Source organism: Mesorhizobium sp. (assembly GCF_024509055.1).
Taxonomy (GTDB): domain Bacteria; phylum Pseudomonadota; class Alphaproteobacteria; order Rhizobiales; family Rhizobiaceae; genus Mesorhizobium.
Window position 1 is genome coordinate 1 of the sequence record NZ_JANINM010000114.1, and the last position, 4,515, is coordinate 4,515.

Annotated in this window: 4 protein-coding genes and 1 pseudogene; 4 read left to right on the forward strand and 1 reads right to left on the reverse strand. The window is 64.5% G+C overall.

All coding sequences use genetic code 11. The features are described 5' to 3' along the window. Window positions 1–339, forward strand: a pseudogene (locus tag Q0L57_RS06340) (argininosuccinate synthase domain-containing protein); the annotation flags it as partial. A gap of 119 nt (window positions 340–458) precedes the next feature. Here the strand turns inward: Q0L57_RS06340 and Q0L57_RS06345 are convergent. After that, window positions 459–1,259, reverse strand: a complete 801-nt coding sequence (locus tag Q0L57_RS06345; protein WP_296739669.1) for a lytic transglycosylase domain-containing protein — start codon at window positions 1,257–1,259, stop codon at window positions 459–461. A gap of 405 nt (window positions 1,260–1,664) precedes the next feature. On the opposite strand from Q0L57_RS06345, the gene Q0L57_RS06350 reads away from it, so the two are divergent. From Q0L57_RS06350 to Q0L57_RS06360, 3 genes are all read left to right on the forward strand, one after another. After that, entirely contained in the window at window positions 1,665–2,264 is a 600-nt protein-coding gene (locus Q0L57_RS06350) for a DUF1236 domain-containing protein (protein WP_296739671.1), read from the forward strand. Window positions 2,265–2,420: 156 nt separating this feature from the next. Next, the gene (locus Q0L57_RS06355) at window positions 2,421–3,368 is read left to right on the forward strand and encodes a CPBP family intramembrane glutamic endopeptidase (RefSeq protein WP_296739674.1); all 948 of its coding nucleotides are present in this window, start codon (window positions 2,421–2,423) and stop codon (window positions 3,366–3,368) included. Between the two features lie 296 nt (window positions 3,369–3,664). Beyond that, window positions 3,665–4,515: signal recognition particle receptor subunit alpha (locus tag Q0L57_RS06360; RefSeq protein ID WP_296739676.1), on the forward strand; the 851-nt coding region annotated here is incomplete at its 3' end.

A 4,515-nucleotide genomic window follows, 5' to 3' on the forward strand; every position in this document is an offset into this window, starting at 1 on the left:
TCGATCACGCTCGACCGGGGCGCCGCCCACCTCAAGGACGAGTTCATGCCGCGCTATGCGGAGCTGATCTACAACGGCTTCTGGTTCTCGCCCGAGCGCGTCATGCTGCAGGCGATGATCGACAAGAGCCAGGAAGACGTCGAGGGCACGGTGCGGCTCAAGCTCTACAAGGGCAACGTCATGGTGACCGGCCGCAAGTCGAAGAAGACGCTCTATTCGGACGCGCTGGTTACTTTCGAGGACGACCGCGGCGCCTATGACCAGAAGGACGCGGAAGGTTTTATCCGCCTCAACGGGTTGAGGCTGCGGACACTTGCGGCGCGCAACCGCAAGGGCTGAGGCAGCCGATCTCCCTCTGAGGGGGAGATTAGCGCTTCCTCTCCTTCGCCAGCTTCCTGCGCGGCAAACGAAAAACCCGGCCTTTCAGCCGGGTTTTGTCTAAAGAAGTCAGCAACCCATCAGTTGGCGTCGATGGCCTCGGCGATGCGGGCGATTGCCTGCTGGTAGACGCTTGCCGAATTCCAGCCGGCGATGGCGCCCATATTGGCCTGATAGCTCGCGCCCGGCTGCCAGCCATGGCCCTTGAGGAAGTTGGCGGTGGAAGCCAGCGCGGTGTTCCTGTCACGCAGGTTTCCGCTGCCCACGCCGTACTTCAGCACGTTCCCGGGCAGGAACTGCGTGTGGCCGATCTCGCCATGCATCGCGCCCACCGACGAAGAGCTCAAGGCGCCGCGATCGACCAGCTTCAGGGCCGCGATGGCATGCGGGGTAAAGTAGTCCGGGCGGCGGCAGTCATAGGCCAGCGTCAGGATGGCCGAGACCGTGTTCTGGTTGCCCATGGAAGCGCCGAAGCCGGTTTCCATGCCCCAGATGGCCAGCAGCACGCCGGGCGGCACACCGTAGGTCTGTTCGATCTGGGAGAACAGCGCCGCGTTCTGCTTCTTCAGCGCGCGGCCCCTGGAAATGATCGCCGACGCCCCACGGCGCTTCATGAAGTCTTCCACCGAGCCGCTAAAGGCCTTGTGGATGGCGCGGTCGGCGGCGATCGTCCTGGTCGCATAGGTCGCGCCGGCCAGCGCGGACAGGCCCTTCTGGCCCACACCTTCCGACCTTGCCTGCGCGGCGAACTCCTGCTTCCAGGCGTCGAAGCCGGCACCGTTCTTGCCGCAACTGCCTGCCGCTTCGGCGCCCGTCGCCAGCGCAAGCACCGCCATAACGGTGGCCGCCGCAAATATTCTTCCCTTGGCAAAAAATGCCATTCTTGTCTCTCCTCGTTGCCTGAATCACGTCCCGGTTGCGAATTTGCCAGTGAAATACTGGATTGTCACCGTCCCCGGCCATAGCCGGCGAATGGCGGCTAGATCGCCTGCAATCAAGAAATTATTGCGGCAGGAACCGCCGAAATCCATTTGTTTGCGCTCTTGCGTCGCGGATCGGTGTCACGGCGGGAAGATTACCCGGCTTGAAAACTTTCCCTTTGGCCTCCGCATCTCATAGATCGCCAAACCGGCTCCTCTTTCAGGCAGGTCGGCTCACAATCTTTTGACCGATTCGCCGAAAGACCGTGGAACAATTCGTGAGCGGCGAAAAACCATTTTAGCCGGAACGCATAAGCTTTTGTCTCGTTTCCGACCCCGAGGGAGCGTTGAAAACGGAGAGAAACCATGAAACGCGTATTGTTTCCGGCACTTGCCGGCGCGCTGCTCGCCATGACGGGCGCCGCCCTTGCCGACACCCCGGTGTCGGCGGTGACGGATTTGAACGTCCGCGCCGGCCCAGGTCCGCAATATCCGGTCATCGGCGTGCTGGCGGCCGGCCAGTCGGCCACGCTCAACGGCTGCATCGAAGGCAGCAAATGGTGCACCATCGCCGAGGCCAGCGGAAAAGGCTGGGTCTACTCCGACTATGTGACCGGCGATTTCGGCGGCAGCCGGGTTGTCGTGACGCGCCGGCCGGCGGACGCCGGCATTGCCGTCGTGGCGCCGCCGACCGACGATCTCTATTCGGACAGCTATACCGGCGCGATCGTGACGAGCGATCCGGTCGAGCCGATCGCCAGGCCACCGGCCGAGATCGGCACCTATGTCACCACCCACCGGGTCGATCCTGTCTATCTCGACGGCGAGGTCGTGACCGGCGCGGTGCTGCCGGACTCGGTCGAGCTGAGCGAGATCCCGGACTACAACTACCGCTACGTCTACGTGAACAACCAGCCCGCGCTCGTCGACCCCGGCACGCGGCGCATCGTCTATGTGATGCGCTGATGATGCCCCGCGATTGACGGAAGACGACTGGACAGAGCGGCCGCCGGCGATGGCGGCCGTTCCTGTTCTCCAAGGTGGGCCCTGCGTCGCGGTAATTGCGTGGTAACCGCAATCCCCTAGACCGACGTGGTTTAAGGCGTTCGGCAGGGGACCCGTGTGACGATCGAGAATGCCGCCTTTGAGCGCTATCGCCGCTCGCCGAACGAAAGAACCACCTTGCTCCGCTTGCTGTTGGGAACGGCCATCGTCGTCGCCTTCTGGATGGCCTCGACAGCCCTCGTGCTCTTTGCCGGAACCTACGCCTATATCGTCTGGCGTCTCCCCGGTCCCTCGACCGGGCAGTACATGCAGGATTTCCTCGCCTCGCCGGTCGGCATCCTCACCGCGCTCACTTCCTTCGCCGGCATCTGGATCGGGCTTTGGGTGGCGATGCGCTTCGTGCATGGCGAGCCGCTCTCGGCGCTGGTTGGTGCCAGCCGCCGTATCTCGCGCGGAGGCTTCATCAAGGGCCTGATCGCGGTCCTGATCACCTCGTTGTTCTCCGAGGTCCTGCTTTATTGCCTGCAGCCCGAGATTGGGCGCGGATCGATCGCCTTCTCTTCGTGGTTGCTCTTCCTCGTGCCCATCGCCCTGCTCGCCTTCCTGCAGACCTCGTCCGAGGAAGCGCTGTTTCGCGGCTACCTGCTGCGCGGCCTGGCCAACCGGTTCAGGAGCCCGCTCGTCTGGGCAGTGCTGCCGGGGCTCCTGTTCACCTCGCTGCATTGGAGCTCGGCCGCCACGCTTCCCATCAATGCCTGCGTGCTGGTCTCGATCGCCGCCTTCGCGCTGCTGCTGACCCTGCTGGTTTACGTCACCGGCAATCTCGGCGCCGCGTTTGGCGCCCATCTCGGCAACAACCTGACCGGTTTCCTCCTGATCTCGCACCAGGAGGGCTACAATTCTTTCGCCCTGTTCGTGGCCAAGCCGCTCGAAGGTCCGGGCTGGACGACATGGGATGCCGTGCTCATCGCCGCAATCGGCATCGCCAGCACGCTGGTGACGATGCTGCTCCTCCTGCATCCGCGCTCGCCGCTGAAGGTGGGGCCGGACGATCGCAGCATCTGAAAGCCCACGCCGAGCGGGCGCGAGCGCGGCGTCTTGGCCGCTTTTCCGGCCTCAGCCTTGACTCCGCCGTCGATTTCCTGTCTACAGCCCACGAAATTCCGCGACGAGTATCTCTCCGCGAAAGCCGACCAGGACGCCAAAGCCTCTCGAGGCAAGTGCCATAAACCGATCCTGGAGGCCAACACCCGGCAGCGCGATGCGCCCCCGGGTGCTTTTTGGCTTTGCGCTTTCGCTTGGCGACCCGCCGCGAACGCACTACCTCTCGGGTCGAACCGAACCGAGATCAAGGACCGCAGATGTTTGAATCCCTCCAGGAGCGTCTTGGCTCCATCCTGAACGGCCTCACCGGCCGCGGCGCGTTGTCCGAGGCGGATGTCTCGGCGGCCCTGCGCGAAGTGCGTCGCGCGCTGCTGGAAGCCGACGTGGCGCTGGAGGTCGTGCGCTCATTCACCGACAAGGTGCGCGAGAAGGCGGTCGGCGCCGCGGTGCTGAAGTCGATCAAGCCCGGGCAGATGGTCGTCAAGATCGTCCATGACGAACTGGTCGACATGCTGGGCGCCGAAGGCGTCGCCATCGACCTCAATGCGCCGGCGCCCGTCGTCGTCATGATGGTCGGCCTGCAGGGCTCCGGCAAGACGACCACCTCGGCCAAGATCGCCAAGCGGCTGACGGAGCGTCAGAACAAGAAGGTTCTGATGGCCTCGCTCGACACGCGGCGTCCGGCCGCGCAGGAGCAACTGCGCCAGCTTGGCGAGCAGACCAAGGTGGCGACGCTGCCGATCATCGCCGGCCAGAGCCCGGTCGATATCGCCAGGCGCGCCGTGCAGGCGGCCAAGCTCGGCGGCCATGACGTCGTTATCCTCGACACCGCCGGCCGCACCCATATCGACGAGCCGCTGATGGTCGAGATGGCCGACATCAAGAAGGTGTCGTCACCGCACGAGATCCTGCTGGTCGCCGACTCGCTGACCGGCCAGGACGCCGTGAACCTCGCCAAGAGCTTCGACGAACGCGTCGGCATCACCGGCCTGGTGCTGACCCGCATGGACGGCGACGGCCGTGGCGGCGCCGCCCTTTCGATGCGCGCCGTGACCGGCAAGCCGATCAAGCTGATCGGCACCGGCGAGAAGATGGACGGGCTGGAGGA

Bases quoted from the DNA above. Each gene is read 5' to 3' on its own strand.
- Q0L57_RS06345 (WP_296739669.1), bottom strand. From the start codon at position 1,259: ATGGCATTTTTTGCCAAGGGAAGAATATTTGCGGCGGCCACCGTTATG.
- Q0L57_RS06350 (WP_296739671.1), top strand. From the start codon at position 1,665: ATGAAACGCGTATTGTTTCCGGCACTTGCCGGCGCGCTGCTCGCCATG.